This window comes from Streptomyces bicolor, assembly GCF_000719285.1.
In the GTDB taxonomy this organism is placed as follows: Bacteria; Actinomycetota; Actinomycetes; order Streptomycetales; family Streptomycetaceae; genus Streptomyces; species Streptomyces bicolor.
This window is the reverse complement of the sequence record NZ_JOFS01000030.1, coordinates 41436-57244: the sequence shown is the minus strand read 5'-3', so window position 1 is coordinate 57244 and position 15809 is coordinate 41436. Positions and strand designations below refer to the sequence as shown.

Below are 15809 nucleotides of genomic sequence, written 5' to 3'. Positions count from 1 at the left end.
CGACGGACGCCCCGTTGGCAGCCGGCCCCGGCGGCGGCTCCGGACGCCTTGCGAGGGGCTGCGACTTGCGGGAACGTGGCGGGCGTCGGCCGGGAGCGGGCGCCGGTGGGGTGGGGTCCTTGATGTGGTGCGCGAGGCCTGCGGAGCGGCATGGCCACGGGATTTCAGGCTGCGGGGAGCGGCGCGCCCCGCCGAGTCCAGGCCGACGGAACAGGGCGGCCCGCCGGAGTCCAGACCCACGGAACAGGGCGGCCCGCCCAAGCCCAGACCCACGAAACGGGTCAGTCCGTCAGAGTCCAGGCCCGCGAAACGCGGCGGCCCGCCCACACCCACACCGACCACCACGCTCACGCTCACGCCCACGCCCACGCCCACGAGTCCTCGGTAACTACCCGGCAACACCCGCGCAATCGCCCCGACCCACCCCGTCCCTAATTTCTGTCGGGCGACAGAAAAGAGCCCGCAGGCTTACATCCCGAGCCGGAGGTCCCGCGTATGGCGACAGAGACCACTTACGGAGCCCGTGACCACGCCCGCGCCCAGGAGGGCACCCGGGCCGAGGCGATGCCCGTCGTGCCGGCGCGGGAGTGGCCGGCGCCGCCCTGTGCGGCGGGGCATCTGGTGTGGGCCGAGACGGTGGCGGGCGGCAACTACACGCACAGGGTGCTGGCGCGCGGCACGGAGCTGCGGCTGACCGACCTGCGTGGCGACGCCTGCGCGCACCTGCTGCTGTACGTCGCCGACCGCCCCTGGGAGCGGCTGAACGTCGCCGACACGGTGAAGGTGCAGTGGAACGCCTACCTCGGCGAGGGCCGCCTGCTGCTGTCCGACCAGGGCCGCGTGCTCGCGAGCGTCGTCGCCGACACCTCCGGACACCACGACGCCCTGTGCGGCACGTCCACCCTCGTCCGCAACACGGAGCGCTACGGCGACGGCGCCCCTCAGTCGGCCTCCCCCGCCGGCCGCGAACTGTTCAAGCTGGCGGCCGCGAAGAACGGCCTGGAGCCCCGGGACCTGGCCCCTTCGCTGTCCTTCTTCCAGGGTGTCGAGGTACGCGAGGACGGCACCCTCGACTTCACCGGCTCGGCCGGCCCCGGCGGCAGCGTGACCCTGCGCGCCGAGCAGGACGTGACCGTGCTGATCGCCAACGTGCCGCATCCGGCCGACCCGCGCCCGGAGTACGTCAGCACCCCGCTGGAGGTGCTCGCCTGGCGCGCGGCACCGACCGCCCCCGACGACCCGCTCTGGAACGCCACGCCCGAGGGCCGCCGCGCGTTCCTCAACACCGCCGAATTCCTTGCCGCGAGGGGGATCGCATGAAGACTGTGGTGCCGGCCAGGGCCGCCTGGTCGTCCGTCGCCCGCGAGGGCGAGACGCTCACCATCACCGACCTGCACGGCAACCAGGCCGTCGACTTCCTCGTGTACGACGCCCATGACACGTCGGTCCGCTACAGCGCGCCCGACACCATCCACGCGCAGGGCACCATCTTCCTGACCACGGGCAGCGTGCTGATGTCGAACGAGTACACGCCGCTGATGACAGTCGTCGACGACGAGGTGGGCCGTCACGACACGGTCGGCGGCGCCTGTTCCAAGGAGTCCAACACCCTCCGCTACGGCCACCACACCTGGTCGCAGCACGCCTGCGTGGACAACTTCCTCGCCGAGGGCGCCAAGCACGGCCTCGGCAAGCGCGACCTGGTCTCCAACATCAACTGGTACATGAACGTGCCGGTCGAGAAGGACGGCACCCTCGGCATCGTGGACGGCATCTCGGCCCCGGGCCTGAAGCTGACCCTGCGCGCCGAACGCGACGTCCTGGTGCTCGTCTCCAACTGCCCCCAGATCAACAACCCCTGCAACGGCTTCGAGCCGACGGCGGTGGAGCTGACGATCGGGGTCGCCGGATGAGCTTCGACACGCTGCTCGTCGCCAACCGCGGCGAGATAGCCGTCCGTATCATCCGCACGGCCCGCGAACTGGGCCTGCGTACGGTCGCGGTGTTCTCCGACCCGGACCGCTCGGCGCCCCATGTCCGGCTCGCCGACAAGGCCGTACGGCTCGGCCCGGCGCCCGCGAAGGAGTCGTATCTCGACGCCGACCTGGTGCTGAAGGCGGCGAAGGACAGCGGGGCCGGGGCGATCCACCCCGGCTACGGCTTCCTGTCCGAGGACGCGGGATTCGCGCGGCGCTGCGAGGACGCCGGGATCGTCTTCGTCGGGCCGACGCCCGAGCAACTGGAGCTGTTCGGCGCCAAGCACACGGCGCGAGCGGCGGCTCAGGCGGCGGGCGTGCCGTCGGCGCCGGGGACCGGGCTGCTGGGATCGCTCGCCGCGGCACTCGAAGAGGCCCAGGTCATCGGCTATCCCGTCATGCTCAAGGCGACCGGGGGCGGGGGCGGTATCGGCATGTCGGCATGTCGATCCGCCGATGAACTGACCGAGGCCTGGGAGCGGGTGCAACGTGTCGCCGCCGCCTCGTTCGCCACCGCCGGCGTCTTCCTGGAGCGGCTCGTCGAGCACGCCCGCCATGTCGAGGTGCAGGTCTTCGGCGACGGCGACGGCAGGGTGGTCACCTTCGGCGACCGGGACTGCACTCTCCAACGGCGCAATCAGAAGGTGGTGGAGGAGGCCCCGGCACCTGGGATCCCGTCCCGGATACTTGATCAGCTGTCCGCCTGGGCACGCGACCTGTGCGCGTCCGTCGGCTACCGCTCCGCCGGAACGGTCGAGTTCGTCTACGACGCCGACCGCGAGGAGGCGTACTTCCTCGAGGTCAACACCCGCCTCCAGGTCGAACACCCGGTCACCGAGGAGATCTACGGCGTCGACCTGGTCACCTGGATGCTGCGCCTGGCACGCGGCGAGCGCGACGTCGTCCGCGACCCGGGCGTACCGCGCGGCCACGCCGTCGAGGCCCGCCTCTACGCCGAGGACCCGTCGCGTGGACACCGGCCCGGCGCGGGTCTGTTGACGCGGGTCGAGTTCCCGAGCGGGGTGCGGGTCGACGGCTGGGTCGAGACGGGCACCGAGGTGACGACGTCGTACGACCCCCTCCTCGCGAAGATCATCGCGTACGGCCCCGACCGCGCCCACGCGCTGGAACGGCTGGACGAGGCGCTGGCCCGCACCCGAGTCGACGGCATCGAGACGAACCTCGGCCTGGTGCGGGCGGCTCTCGCGCGCCGGGACTTCCGCGAGGCCACCCACTCGACGGCGACCCTCGCGTCCGTCACCGACCCGACGCCCCGCATCGAGGTCGTCTCCGGCGGCACCCTCACGACCGTGCAGGACTGGCCGGGCCGCACCGGCTACTGGCAGGTGGGCGTACCGCCGTCCGGCCCGATGGACGACCTGTCCTTCCGGCTCGGCAACCGGGCGCTGGGCAACCACGAGGGCGCTCCCGGCCTCGAATGCACGCTCCAGGGCCCGGCGTTGAGATTCACCCACCCCACCACCGTGTGCGTGACCGGCGCCCCGGCCCCGGTGACCGTCGACGGCACCGCCGTGGCGCAGTGGGAGCCGGTGACGGTTCCGGCGGGCGCCGTACTGGAGGTCGGCACCCCGGCCGAGCACGGTCTGCGGACCTACGTCCTCGTCGCGGGCGGCCTCGACGTCCCCGCCTTCCTGGGCAGCGCGGGCACCTTCACGCTCGGCCGGTTCGGCGGGCACGGCGGGCGGGCACTGCGCGGCGGCGACGTGCTGCACGGCGGGACCGTCGTCCAGGGATCGCCCGTGCCGTTGACGGACCGGCCGGACTTCGGTGCCGTATGGCACATCGCGGCCGTCGAAGGACCGCACGCCGCACCGGAGTTCTTCACCGAGGACGACATCCGCGAGTTCTACGCCGCCGACTGGAAGGTCCACTTCAACTCGGCACGGACCGGCATACGGCTCGTCGGTCCCCGGCCGCGCTGGGCGCGCTCCGACGGCGGTGAGGCGGGCCTGCACCCGTCCAACATCCACGACACGCCGTACTCCGTCGGCGCCGTCGACTACACGGGCGACATGCCGGTGCTGCTCGGCCCGGACGGCCCGTCGCTGGGCGGGTTCGTGTGCCCGGCGACGGTGATCAGCGGGGAGCGCTGGAAGCTGGGGCAGTTGCGGCCGGGGGACACGGTGCGGTTCGCGCCGGTGGACGTGACGGGCCGGAAACGTCCCGTGATCGTCGACGGCGGTGTGCTGGCGCGGGACGGCGATGTGACGTACCGGCGCAGTGGTGACGACAACCTGCTGGTCGAGTTCGGGCCGATGCAGCTGGACCTGGCCCTGCGGATGCGGGTTCACGCGCTGATGGAGGCGGTCGCCGAGGCGGCCCGGGACGGGATCACCGACCTGACCCCGGGCATCCGTTCCCTCCAGATCCAGACGGACCCGAACCGGCTGCCGCAGCAGGAACTCCTCGCCGAGGTAAGGGGGTTGGTCGCGTCCCTGCCGCCCACCGACGAGCTCGTCGTCCCGTCCCGCACCGTCCACCTCCCCCTCTCCTGGGACGACCCGGCCACCCGCGAGGCCATCGCCCGCTACATGGCGGGCGTGCGCGACGACGCCCCGTGGTGCCCGTGGAACATCGAGTTCATCCGGCGCGTCAACGGCCTGGAGTCGGTCGAGGACGTGTACCGCACGGTCTTCGACGCGGAATACCTGGTCCTGGGCCTGGGCGATGTGTATCTGGGCGCGCCGGTGGCGACCCCGCTGGATCCGCGGCACCGTCTGGTGACCACCAAGTACAACCCGGCGCGCACCTGGACGGCGGAGAACTCGGTCGGCATCGGCGGGGCCTATCTGTGCGTCTACGGCATGGAGGGACCCGGCGGTTACCAGTTCGTGGGGCGTACGACCCAGGTGTGGTCCGGGTGGCAGCAGCGGGGGGCGTTCGAGCCGGGGTCGCCCTGGCTGCTGCGGTTCTTCGACCGGATCCGGTGGTACCCCGTGGATGCCGAGGAGCTGCTGGAGCTGCGGGCTGACATCACGTCCGGGCGGTTCGTGCCGCGCATCGAGGAGGGCACCTTCTCGCTCGCCGGGTACCGGGCCTTCCTCGAGGAGAACGCCGAGTCGATCGCGGAGTTCAGGGCCCGGCAGCGGGCCGCCTTCGCGGCGGAGCGGGACGCGTGGGAGGCGGCCGGCGAGTTCGCGCGGGCGGAGCAGGAGGCTCCGTCGGCCGCGCCCGCCGTCGAGGTGACCGTCCCGCCCGGCGGGCGGCTGGTCGAGGCCGAGTTCGCGGCGTCCGTGTGGCAGCTGAACGTCCGGCCGGGTGACGAGGTGACGGCCGGACAGCCGCTGCTCGCCCTGGAGGCCATGAAGATGGAGTCCAGGGTGGACGCGCCGATGGCCGGCGTGGTCGTGGAGGTCCTGGCCAGACCCGGAGATCAGGTGGAGGCGGGGACGGCGCTGGTCGTGCTCGCGCCCGCCGTGACCTGAACGGCGCGCAGCAGATCCTGAGTCGCGGGCAACAATCCCGGATCGCGAGGAGAACAAGAATGTCGAGCGCTGTGTCCCGTGTCCGCGCCGCCTACGCCCGGATCGAGGCCGTGGACCGCCCCGAGGTCTGGATCGACCTGCGCGCGCAGAGCGCGGTCGAGGCCGAGGCCCGGATCATCGACGAACGCGTGGCCGCGGGGGAACCACTCCCCCTCGCGGGCCGCCTGTTCGCCGCCAAGGGCAACATCGACGTCCAGGGCCTGCTCACCACCGCGGGATGCCCTTCGTACGCCTACCAGCCGGACGCCGACGCACCCGTGGTCGCCCGTCTCCGTGCCGCCGGCGCACTCGTCCTCGGCACGACGAACCTCGACCAGTTCGCGACGGGCCTGGTCGGCACCCGCTCGCCCTACGGCGCCGTCCGCAACGCACACGACCCCTCGAGGGTCAGCGGCGGCTCCAGCGCGGGCTCGGCCGTCGCCGTGGCGCTCGGCATCGTCGACTTCGCGCTCGGCACCGACACGGCGGGCTCGGGCCGGGTCCCGGCCGCCTTCAACGGCATCGTCGGTCTCAAGCCGACCCGGGGTCTCGTCCCGGCGGAGGGCGTGGTCCCGGCCTGCGCGTCGCTCGACTGCGTGACGGTGTTCGCGCGGACGCTGCCGGAGGCCGAGCAGGCGCTGTCGTTCATGGCGTCCCCGCCCGGCCGCGCCCTGCCCCCGCTCCCCCAGCGCGCACCGGGGCCCTGGCGGATCGCGGTCCCGCCCGTGCGCCGGCTCGGCGAGCTGGACGACGGCTGGGCCGAGGCCTACGAGGCGGCGGTACGGCAGCTCACCGCCGCCGGCGCCGAGATCCGCACCGTCGACCTCGCCCCCTTCACCGAAGCCGCCGCGATGCTCTACGAGGGCGCCTTCGTCGCCGAGCGCTATACGGCCGTGGGGAGCTTTGTCGACAAAGCACTGGCGGCGGGGGACGGCTCTCTCGACCCCACCGTCGTCGGCATCATCACCCGCGCCCGTGACATCCCGGCCCACCAGCTCTTCGCCGACCAGGACCGGCTCGCCGCCCTGCGTTCCCGCGCGGAGGCCGAACTCGCCGACGCGGACGCCCTGTTGCTCCCGACCGTGCCCGGTCACCCCACCCTCGCCGAGGTCACCGCCGACCCGCTGGGCGCCAACGCCCGCCTGGGCCGCTTCACCAACTCCACGAACCTCTTCGACCTGGCCGCGGTCGCCGTCCCGGCCGGCGAGGTGAACGGCCTGCCGTTCGGCGTGATGCTGATCGGCCCGGCGTTCACGGACGACAGGGTCGCGAGGATCGCGGGGGCGCTCCGCCCGGAGGTATGTCTCGCCGTGGTCGGCGCCCACCTCTCGGACCAGCCCCTCAACCCCCAACTCCTGGCCCTGGGCGCCCGATTCGACCGTACGGTCACCACGGCGCCCCGCTACCGGCTGCACGCCCTGTCCACGACCCCGCCCAAGCCGGGCCTGGTCCACGTCGGCGAGGGGGGCGCCGCGATCGAGGCCGAGGTGTGGCGGCTCCCGGCGGAGGGGCTCGGCCGGCTCCTCGCGGAACTGCCGCGCCCGATGGCCCTGGGGCGCGTGGAGTTGGCGGACGGCAGCCACGTACCCGGGTTCCTGTGCGAGCCTGGGGCCCTCAAGGACGCCGAGGACATCACGTCGTACGGGGGCTGGCGGGCGTACCTCGGGGGCGGCCGCTCCTGAAAAACCGAAGGCAAAAAACCAAAGGCAAGGAGGTCTCCCACTCCTTGCCACTCTTAACTTATAGCGCACTGGGGGGCTTGCGGCAAGGCCCCCATCGTGCCGCAGAATCTCCGGCCTAAGGGCACGGACCTGCGGAAACGGGAGTCGCGTAGTGCGTGTTGTGTTGTCGACCTATGGGTCGCGAGGGGATGTCGAACCGCTGGTGGCACTCGCGGTGCGGTTGCGGGCGCTCGGCGCGGAGGTGGGGGTGTGCGCCCCGCCGGACGAGGACTTCGCGCGGCGGCTGGCGGGTGTCGGCGTGCCACTGGTGCCGGTCGGCCCGTCCGCGCGCATGTTGACGAAGGCGGCGCCGCCCGCGTCGACCCTGTCCCAGCGGGCGGCCGAGATCGTCGCCGGGATGGTCGAGGCGGTCACCGTCGCGGCCGAGGGATGCGATGCCCTGGTGGCGACCGGGGTGCCGTCGGCCGCGGCCGGTGCGCTGTCGGTCGCGGAGAAGCTGGGCATCCCCTCCGTGTTCGTGACCTTCCAGCAGCTCACCCTCCCGTCGCCACACCGCCCACCGCTGGCCTATCCGGGCCGGCCGCTCCCGCAGGAGGTGACCGACAACCGGGAGCTGTGGGACCTGGACGCGCAGAGCATCAACGCGCTGTTCGGTGAAGGGGTCAACTCCAGCCGGGCGTCGATCGGCCTGCCCCCGGTGGACGGCCTGCGCGACTACGTCATCGGAGACCGGCCGTGGCTGGCGACGGATCCGGTCCTGGACCCGTGGCAGGAGCAGGCGGACTTGAACGTCGTGCAGACCGGCGCCTGGACCCTGCCGGACGAACGCCCGCTGCCGGCCGAGTTGGCGGCGTTCCTGAACGCCGGCGCACCGCCGGTGTACGTGGGCTTCGGCAGCATGCCCATGCACGCGTCGGCGGACGTGGCCCAGGTGGCCGTCGACGCGGTTCGCGCGCAGGGCCGCCGCGTGGTCATGGCCCGCGGCTGGGCCGACCTGGCCCTGATCGACGACCGGGACGACTGCTTCGCCGTCGGTGAGGTCAACCATCAGGCGCTGTTCCGCCGGGTGGCCGCCGTCGTGCATCACGGCGGCGCGGGGACCACGACGACGGCCGCCCGGGCCGGGGCACCTCAGGTGGTGGTGCCTCAGCTGGCGGACCAGCCGTACTGGGCCGGTCGCGTGGCCGATCTGGGCATCGGCGCGGCACATGACGGGCCGAACCCGACCTTCGAGTCCCTGTCGGCCGCGCTGAAGACCGCCCTGACCCCCGAGACCCGGGCCCGGGCGACCACCGTGGCGGCCACGATCCACACCGACGGGGCAACGGTCGCCGCGCAGCTCCTCCTCGACAAGATCAGCCGGGACAGGCGGCCCACCTCCGCGTGAACCCCGCGGACCACCCGAGCAAGGACCCGGAACACCGCGGCCCACACACCTTGCCGCACGCGACGGTCGCAAGCGACCTCAGATCGGAGCCCACCGCAGTGACCCCCTTGACCACCAGCGCGTTCGCCCTGCCCGACCGCCTCTCCGCCAAGTCCGACCCGGCCCTGATCACCGGCGACGAGCGGTACTTCGCGGCCCTCGCGGAGTGCCTGGAACAGTCGATCGCCGAGGCCTCCGACCAGCTCGACGCGGCCCGCAGGGCGCCCGGCGGCCTGGGTCGGCAGGCGATGGACCGGGACACGGAGATCCACCGGCTCACCGCCCGCCTGCGGACCCTGCGCCGCTTCGGCCTGGACCTGTGCCTCGGCCACATGGTCGGCACGGACGACCCCCAGCCCGTGTACATCGGACGACTCGGCCTCACGGACGGCACCGGCCGCCGGCTGCTGGTCGACTGGCGCTCCCCCGCGGCCGAGCCGTTCTTCGGCGCCACCCACGCCAACCCGATGGGGCTGGCCAGCCGCCGCCGGTACCGTTGGACCGGCGGCCGGATCAGCGACTACTGGGACGAGGTGTTCACCCCGGACGGACTCGAACGGCGCGCCGCACTCGACGACCAGTCCGCCTTCATCGCGAGCCTGGGCAGCAACCGTTCGCCCCGGATGCGCGACGTGCTCGGCACCATCCAGGCCGACCAGGACGCCATCATCCGCGCGGGATCACGCGGCGCACTCGTGGTCGACGGCGGCCCCGGCACCGGCAAGACGGTCGTCGCCCTGCACCGCTCCGCCTACCTCCTCCACTCCGACCCCCGCCTCGGTCACCGTCGCGGCGGCGTACTGTTCGTCGGCCCGCACCGGCCCTACCTGGCGTACGTCTCCGATGTCCTGCCCAGCCTCGGCGAGGAGGGCGTGCAGACCTGCATCCTGCGGGACCTCGTCACCGAGGGCGCCGAGGCGGGGGTGGAGCGCGACCCCGAGGTGGCCCGGCTGAAGTCGTCTGCGGAGCTGGTGAAGGCGATCGAGAAGGCCGTCCGGTTCTACGAGGAGCCGCCCGCCAAGGGCATGACGGTCACCACCCACTGGTCCGACATCTGGCTGAGCGCCGACGACTGGGCCACGGCGTTCGAGGCGGCTGAACCCGGCACCCCGCACAACGAGGCGCGCGACCAGGTCTGGGAGGAACTGCTCACGATCCTGGCGGACAAGCACGAGGGCGACTCCGCCGGGGACGACGGCGAGGTTCCGGCCGACCTCCTTCGCAGGTCGCTGTGCCAGAACAGGGAGTTGCTGACGGCCTTCAACGGCGCTTGGCCGCTACTCGAGGCGACGGACCTGGTCGGCGACCTGTGGTCGGTACCGGCGTACCTGCGGATGTGCGCACCCTGGCTCGGCCGCGACGAGGTTCACAGGCTCCAGCGCACGAACCCGCACGCCTGGACGGTGTCCGACCTGCCGCTCCTGGACGCGGCACGGCAGCGGCTGGGCGACCCGGAGGCGGCCCGGCGAAAGCGCCGGCACGAGGGCGTCCTCGCCGCCCAGCGCGAGCGCATGACGCAGGTCGTCGACAACCTGATCGAGGCTGTGGCCCACTCCGGCGCGGACGGTGACGACGGCGAGGGCCTGGTGACGATGCTGCGCGGCCAGGACGCCCAGGTCAGCCTGGTCGACGACGCCGAACTGACCACCACCGACCCCGATCTGCTCGCCGGCCCCTTCGCGCACATCGTCGTGGACGAGGCCCAGGAACTCACCGACGCCGAGTGGCAGATGCTCCTGCTGCGCTGCCCGTCCCGAAGCTTCACCATCGTCGGAGACCGCGCCCAGGCCAGGCACGGCTTCACGGAGTCCTGGCGGGAACGGCTCGAACGGGTCGGCTTCGACCGGATCGACCTGGCATCCCTGACCGTCAACTACCGAACGCCGGAAGAGATCATGACGGAGGCGGAGCCGGTCATCCGCGCCGCGCTCCCGGACGCGAACGTGCCGACGTCGATCCGCAGCGGCGGGGGCCCCGTCGTGCACGGTTCGGTGGCGGACCTCGACTCGGTCCTGGACAACTGGCTCGCCACGCACGCGGAGGGAACCGCCTGCGTCATCGGCGACTCCGAGTTCCAGCCGACGGACCGAGTCCGGTCACTGACTCCGGAGCTGTCGAAGGGGCTGGAGTTCGACCTGGTCGTCCTGGTGAACCCGGAGAAGTTCGGCGAGGGGATCGAAGGAGCGGTGAACCGCTACGTCTCGATGACGCGCGCGACCCAGCAGTTGGTCGTCCTCACGTCTTGATCGGCGCCAAGTGCATGCCCGCAGGGGCGCGGGGCTGTATCGATATGCGGCTCCGCCGCGCGGGCGCGACCAGCCCCAACTCACCCGCCCCGCCCCCGAAAGCCTCACCCCACCGACGAGTAGGCGACAACCCCCCGCAGCAGCCCGTCCACAGCCTTCCGCGCATTCTTCGCCACAGTCGACCCCTCCACAGGAGAAGCCGCCGAAATCTGCCCCAGCACGTCAATCACCTGCTTGCACCACCGAACAAAGTCCCCGGCCGGCATCTCCGCCTCCCGAAGCACCTCATCCAGCCCCTTGCCACTGGCCCACATATAGGCAGCCCAGGCAAAGCCGAGGTCAGGTTCACGCTGCCCAACCCCCTCGCTCTGGGTGATCCGGAACTCCTCCTCAAGGGAATCCAGCCGCCCCCAGATCCGGACCATCTCACCCAGCGCGGCCTTGGCCTTGCCCGACGGCAGCTTCGGCGCCATCGCATCGTCCCCGACCCGCGCCTCGTACACCAACGCCGAGACGCAGGCGGCCAGTTCGGCAGGACCCAGCCCCTCCCAGACCCGCTCGCGGAGGCATTCACTCGCCAGCAGATCCAGCTCACCGTACAACCGGGCAAGCCGCTTGCCGTGCTCGGTGACCTCGTCGCCGCGCAGGTAGTCCAGTTCGGTCAGCAGCGCCACGATCCGGTCGAACGTTCGGGCAATCGTGTTCGTGCGGCCTTCGATACGCCGCTCCAGCTGCGAGGTGTCCCGCAGCAGCCGGTGGTAGCGCTCGGCCCAACGGGCGTGGTCCTCACGGTCGTTGCAGCCATGGCAGGGGTGCGCGCGCAGTGCCTTGCGCAGCCGCTCGATCTCCCGGTCGTCCGCTGCCTGGGAGCGCCGCTTGCGCTGCCGCTCCGGCGGAATGTGCCCGGCCTTGGTGCGCAGCGCGGAGGCGAGGTCCCGACGGGACTGCGGGGAGCGCGGGTTGAAGGACTTCGGGATCCGCATCCGCTCCAACGCCTCGACGGGCACCGGGAAGTCCATGGACGCCAGCCGCTTGACCTGCCGTTCGGCGGTCAGGACCAGCGGGCGCGGCCCGTCGTGGTGCTCGAAGCCGCGGTGCCCGTTGGACCGCCCGGCCGGCAGCCCGGGATCCAGCACCAGCGCGAGACCGGCGTACTTGCCCGTCGGCACATGGATGACGTCGCCCGGCTTGAGCTTCTCCAGCGCGACCGCGGCCTCGGCGCGCCGCTGCGCGGCCCCCTGCCGGGCCAACTCGTTCTCCCGGTCCTTGAGTTCGCGGCGCAGTCGCGCGTACTCCTCGAAGTCCCCGAGATGGCAGGTCATGGACTCCTTGTAACCGGCCAGCCCCTCCTCGTTGCGCTGCACCTGGCGCGAGATCCCGACGACGGACTTGTCGGCCTGGAACTGCGCGAAGGACGTCTCAAGGAGTTCGCGCGAGCGGTGCCGGCCGAACTGCTCGACGAGGTTGACCGCCATGTTGTACGACGGCTTGAAGCTGGACCGCAGCGGATAGGTACGCGTCCCCGCGAGCCCGGCCAGGTGCTCGGGGCTCATCCCGCGCTGCCACAGCACCACCGCGTGGCCCTCGACGTCGATGCCGCGCCGCCCCGCACGACCGGTCAGCTGGGTGTACTCACCGGGCGTGATGTCGGCGTGCTGCTCGCCGTTCCACTTGACGAGCTTCTCCAACACCACCGACCGGGCGGGCATGTTGATGCCCAGCGCGAGCGTCTCCGTGGCGAACACGGCCTTCACCAGGCCGCGCACGAACAGCTCCTCGACGACCTCCTTGAAGGTCGGCAGCATGCCCGCGTGGTGGGCGGCTATGCCACGCTCCAGGCCTTCCAGCCACTCGTAGTAGCCGAGGACATGGAGGTCCTCGGTCGGGATGGAGGCGGTGCGCTCCTCGACGAGGGCACGCACCTGTTCCCGGGACTCCTCGTCGTTCAGCCGCAGTCCCGCGTACAGGCACTGCTGGACGGCGGCCTCGCAGGCGGCCCGGCTGAAGATGAAGGTGATGGCGGGCAGCAGACCCTCGGCGTCGAGCCGTTCGATGACCTCGGGACGCCCCGGTGTCCACACCCGGGAGCGCTGTCTGCGCTCCCGCTCCCGGTCGGCCTCGCGCATGGCCCGCCCGCGTCTGCGGTCCTGGTAGGACGGGCGCTGGGCCTCCATCCGGGCCAGGCGCGTGAGGTCGGGGTTGACGGCCTTCTTGTGGCCCTCGCCCTCCTCGAACAGGTCGTACATCCGCCGTCCGGCGAGCACGTGCTGGAACAGCGGCACGGGCCGGTGCTCGGAGACGATCACCTCGGTGTCGCCGCGGACGGTGTCGAGCCAGTCGCCGAACTCCTCGGCGTTCGACACGGTCGCCGACAGCGAGACGAGCGTGACCGACTCCGGGAGGTGGATGATCACTTCCTCCCATACGGCGCCGCGGAAGCGGTCGGAGAGGTAGTGCACCTCGTCCATGACCACATAGCCGAGGCCGAGGAGGGTCTGCGACCCGGCGTACAGCATGTTCCGCAGCACCTCGGTGGTCATCACGACCACGGCGGCGTCGGGGTTGACGCTGTTGTCGCCGGTGAGCAGACCGACCATGCCATTGCCGTAACGGCGGCACAGGTCGGCGTACTTCTGGTTCGACAGCGCCTTGATGGGTGTCGTGTAGAAGCACTTCTTGCCCTGCATCATGGCGAGGTGGACGGCGAATTCGCCCACGATCGTCTTGCCGGAGCCGGTGGGAGCGGCCACCAGCACGCCCTTGCCCGCCTCGAGTGCCTGGCAGGCCTCGATCTGGAAGGGGTCGAGGCCGAAGTCGTACATCTCGCGGAAGGAGGCGAGCGCGGTGGCCTGCTCGACAGCACGCCTGCGCGCTGCCGCGTACCGCTCGGCCGGAGAGAGGTCCTCTGTCATCGTGCTTTCGAGCGTACCGGGCGCCACTGACAACAGGACGATCATTATCCGGATCGGAACCCCGGCCCCGGAGTCGCGATTTTGCACCTGATCAAATGTGAACTAATGTTCACATCCGTCCGGCCGGACATGCACCTGACCACTGCATACGCCAGACACAGGAAACAGGGGGAGATCATGAATCTCATTCGCAAGGGCGCCATCGTCGCCACCACCGCCGCAGCGGCTCTGGCCATCGGCGCGGCCACGCCCGCCGCAGCCGCCGACGCGGCCTCCACGCGGGCAGTACACCGCGGATCCGCCAAGTGCATCAACTGGTCGTGGGGCGACGGAAGCGTGACATGGACCGTGTACTACCACAGCACATGCAGTGGCACGGCCCAGTTCTGGGTGAAGACGGGTGCTACTTCGGCCTTCGAGACCTGCATCACCGTGAAGCCGGACGCCAAGGGCTCCAAGGTCTTCTACAACAAGCCGCTGAACTTCGGCTACAAGGCCGGTAGCTGCTGACGCGGCCTTACTGAGTTCACAAACAGTGGGCCCTACCGGTGCACCGGTAGGGCCCACTGCTTTTGTCCTTTGCCACGGCACCTCCTGTGCCGTCCCGCTCAGGTCACGTCGTCGTAGCCGTTCACCCGCTCACGATCAGGACCGCTCTGCTCCGGCACCGTGCGCGAGGCCGAGACAGTCTCGATCTCGCCGATGTCCTCCGGCGTGAGATCGAGGTCGGAGGCCTCGTCCGGGCTGGGCTCGGCCGCTTCGGCCCGGGCCCGCCGCAGGTCGTTCAGCAGGGAGAAACCGACGGCGACGAAGTAGAGAAGGACGATCGGCGTGGCCAGCGAGAGCATCGACACCGGGTCGACCGTCGGCGTGGCAAACGCCGCGAAGACGGTGACACCCATGATCATGCCGCGCCACCATCCGAGCATCCGGCGTCCGCTGACCACACCGCCCAGGTTGAGCATGACCAGCAGCAGCGGCATCTCGAAGGACAGCCCAAAGACGATCACCATGCGGGTCACGAGGTCCAACAGCTCGTCCAGGGGCAGCAGATTGACCGCGCCGTCCGGCGTGAAGTCGATCAGTACCTCGGCCGCGGCGGGCAGCACGTGGTACGAGAACCAGCCGCCCGCCAGGAACAGCGGGAAGCCCGCGGCGACAAACGCCAACGAGTACCGCTTCTCGTGCTGGTGCAGTCCCGGGGCGACAAAGCCCCACAGCTGGTAGAGCCAGATGGGGCTGGCCAGGACTACACCCGACATCAGCGACACCTTGATCATCAGCGTGAACGGCCCCATCAGGCCGGACATCGTGATGTTCCCGCAGGCCCCGTCGCCCTTCTTGGCCAATTCCGTGAAGGCCGTGTTGCAGCCCACGGACTTCTGGATGGGCTCAGTGAGGATGTCGATGATGTCTTGGTAGAAGACCGCACCTACGACTGCACCTACCACAATGGCCAAGATGGCCTTCGCGAGCCGGTTCCGCAGCTCGCGCAAGTGCTCCGCGAGGGGCATCCGCCCCTCGGGATCCTTCTCCTCTTTGCGGGCAGACTTCAGCAACCCACGTTCCCATCTCGTACATCGGGCCGGAGGTCACCGGCCCTGCGTCAGCGCTTGGTGGTGTCCGTCGGCTCGTTGACCGGGCGCGAGCTGGTCACGTCACCGGGCGAGGCCTGGATGATGCGCTGAGCCGGGGGCTGCTGGTCGTCGCCGGTGTTGTTCGGCGGGTCGGCCGGGGCGGAGGACTTGCCGTCGTCCTTCATCGCCTTCGCCTCGCTCTTCAGGATGCGGGCGGACTTGCCGAGCGAGCGCGCCATGTCCGGAAGCTTCTTCGCGCCGAACAGCAGGATGATGACGACGAGGATGAGAATGATCTCGGGGGCTCCGAGCCTTCCGAACATAAGTCTTTACCTTCTCACCGAGGCGGCTGGGGTGGGTGCTGTCCGACCGGTCGGACATGTGTCCGAACGATCGTGGTGACAGCGATCGTAACGCTCAGGGGTAAACGTCAGGCAATCCCCGTGCGTACTCCCTGTCCGCGGAACCGGGCCTCGTTCTCCGGGCCGCGACCAGCAGCGTACCT

General features: G+C 71.0%; 10 protein-coding genes. 7 read left to right on the top strand and 3 right to left on the bottom strand.

What is annotated here, in order from left to right:
• The first annotated feature begins 495 nt into the window (after positions 1-495).
• The 6 genes from IF78_RS0131880 to helR all read left to right on the top strand — a co-directional run bounded on the left by IF78_RS0131880 (position 496) and on the right by helR (position 10815).
• A complete protein-coding gene (locus IF78_RS0131880) occupies positions 496-1320 on the top strand; it encodes an urea amidolyase associated protein UAAP1 (protein ID WP_031486685.1) in 825 nt (274 codons plus the stop codon).
• Complete coding sequence (locus IF78_RS0131875; RefSeq protein ID WP_031486684.1) at positions 1317-1913, top strand: urea amidolyase associated protein UAAP2; 597 nt, start codon at positions 1317-1319, stop codon at positions 1911-1913. The genes IF78_RS0131880 and IF78_RS0131875 overlap by 4 nt, the downstream gene beginning before the upstream one ends.
• A complete protein-coding gene (locus IF78_RS0131870) occupies positions 1910-5422 on the top strand; it encodes a 5-oxoprolinase/urea amidolyase family protein (RefSeq protein ID WP_031486683.1) in 3513 nt (1170 codons plus the stop codon). Before IF78_RS0131875 ends, IF78_RS0131870 begins: the two co-directional genes overlap by 4 nt.
• A 41-nt stretch (positions 5423-5463) precedes the next feature.
• Positions 5464-7143, top strand: a complete 1680-nt coding sequence (atzF, locus tag IF78_RS0131865; protein ID WP_267882989.1) for an allophanate hydrolase — start codon at positions 5464-5466, stop codon at positions 7141-7143.
• A gap of 151 nt (positions 7144-7294) precedes the next feature.
• Positions 7295-8530: a glycosyltransferase gene (locus tag IF78_RS0131860; RefSeq protein ID WP_031486681.1), complete on the top strand. Its 1236-nt coding sequence runs from the start codon at positions 7295-7297 to the stop codon at positions 8528-8530.
• Positions 8531-8628: 98 nt separating this feature from the next.
• Positions 8629-10815, top strand: coding sequence for an RNA polymerase recycling motor ATPase HelR (helR, locus tag IF78_RS0131855; protein ID WP_031486680.1), 2187 nt, complete (start codon positions 8629-8631; stop codon positions 10813-10815).
• A 104-nt stretch (positions 10816-10919) separates the two neighbouring features.
• Here helR and IF78_RS0131850 read toward each other — a convergent pair whose 3' ends face one another.
• Entirely contained in the window at positions 10920-13772 is a 2853-nt protein-coding gene (locus IF78_RS0131850) for a DEAD/DEAH box helicase (protein ID WP_031486679.1), read from the bottom strand.
• Between the two features lie 132 nt (positions 13773-13904).
• Between IF78_RS0131850 and IF78_RS0131845 the strand changes: the two genes are divergently transcribed.
• Positions 13905-14237: a hypothetical protein gene (locus IF78_RS0131845; RefSeq protein ID WP_031486678.1), complete on the top strand. Its 333-nt coding sequence runs from the start codon at positions 13905-13907 to the stop codon at positions 14235-14237.
• A 98-nt stretch (positions 14238-14335) separates the two neighbouring features.
• Here IF78_RS0131845 and tatC read toward each other — a convergent pair whose 3' ends face one another.
• Both tatC and tatA read right to left on the bottom strand, forming a co-directional pair.
• Positions 14336-15286, bottom strand: coding sequence for a twin-arginine translocase subunit TatC (tatC, locus tag IF78_RS0131840; protein WP_031486677.1), 951 nt, complete (start codon positions 15284-15286; stop codon positions 14336-14338).
• A gap of 47 nt (positions 15287-15333) precedes the next feature.
• Entirely contained in the window at positions 15334-15627 is a 294-nt protein-coding gene (gene tatA, locus IF78_RS0131835) for a Sec-independent protein translocase subunit TatA (RefSeq protein ID WP_031486676.1), read from the bottom strand.
• Between the last annotated feature and the right edge of the window lie 182 nt (positions 15628-15809).